At 66.3% G+C, this 1,081-nt stretch carries 3 protein-coding genes; all 3 read left to right on the forward strand.

The annotated features are described in order from the left end of the window. The first annotated feature begins 137 nt into the window (after positions 1-137). From ACFHW1_RS28740 to ACFHW1_RS28750, 3 genes are read left to right on the forward strand one after another with little or no spacing between them, the layout of a single operon-like run. Positions 138-332, forward strand: a complete 195-nt coding sequence (locus ACFHW1_RS28740; protein WP_416551827.1) for a DUF397 domain-containing protein — start codon at positions 138-140, stop codon at positions 330-332. Between the two features lie 60 nt (positions 333-392). Then, positions 393-611: a hypothetical protein gene (locus tag ACFHW1_RS28745; RefSeq protein ID WP_416551826.1), complete on the forward strand. Its 219-nt coding sequence runs from the start codon at positions 393-395 to the stop codon at positions 609-611. Between the two features lie 2 nt (positions 612-613). Next, on the forward strand, positions 614-856 hold the full coding sequence (locus tag ACFHW1_RS28750; protein ID WP_416551825.1) for a type II toxin-antitoxin system Phd/YefM family antitoxin: 243 nt from the start codon (positions 614-616) through the stop codon (positions 854-856). Positions 857-1,081: the final 225 nt, after the last annotated feature.

The following is a 1,081-nucleotide window of genomic DNA, read 5'->3' on the forward strand; positions in this document are numbered from 1 at the left end:
ACCGGTCACCGCACCCCTGAAAACCAGCTAACCAACTCTCCATCAAACCCGGGGCTTGACAAGGTGTGGGAAGATGTCCGCAGCTACGCCCTGCCCATCGCGGAGTCCCGCGAGATGATCGAGAAAGCGGCGCTGACATGGAGCTGACCGGCACCCCTCGTTTCCGCAAGTCGACCCGGTCCAACGGTGCCGGTGGTGCGTGTGTCGAGGTTGCCGACAACCTGCCCGGCGCGGTGCTGGTGCGGGACAGCAAGGACCAGGCCGGCCCGGTGCTCACCTTCGCCCCCGCCGCCTGGTCCACCTTCGTCACCCACCTCCCCACCCACCCCTGACCTCAGTTCCGCGGCTCGGCAACTGGCTGACGATGGCGTGACCGGATCTGAGGAGGCGATGTGGCTCCGGCGGTTCGGTTTCTGCTGATCACGACGGTGCAGATCGTTGTCGTCGTGGTCGCGTTCGCCTTCGTGATGACACTGCTGTTCGACCGGGCGGGCTGGTGGGAGTTTGGTTGGCTCGTTGACCTGCTGCCGCTGCTCACCACGATCGTCGTCATCAACTGTGTCGTACAACTGGCGCGGCTGCGCCGACAGGCCGCACGGACCCGGCTATAGGCGTGACGTCGAGTCCTGAGTTCAACCAGGACACGGGACGGGCGACGACCGCTACCCGCAGCGGGCCGGTCTTCGACACCGATCCTGGCCGTCCGGCGCACGTGCTGCCGGCGTTCGAGGACCATCAGCGGTCGACCGGAGACCAAGGGAACATCGTCGACCTGATCGGGCTGTTCCCGGGCGAGGCCGACATTGAGCTTGTGGCCACGCGGTCACGTGATCTCGTCCGGCCGGCGGACCTGTGATGATGTGGTCGCCTGGGGCGGCCAGCTCAGCCTCGACACCGACTCGACCGTTTCCGTGGTTTCCGTGGCAGCGCCTGTTGACTCGCTGCCAGGCTTGGCCGGGGCGCGGTAAAGAGCCTCCGCGTCACGCATCAGCAGGTCTTTGACATCCTCGCCGCCCTAATCGGCGGCGATTCCAGCCACGCCGCGCGTGACACGCGCGGCGTTCTGGTGGGTTACCGTTTC

This window comes from Micromonospora sp. LOL_014 (assembly GCF_048060245.1).
Classification (GTDB): domain Bacteria; phylum Actinomycetota; class Actinomycetes; order Mycobacteriales; family Micromonosporaceae; genus Micromonospora_E.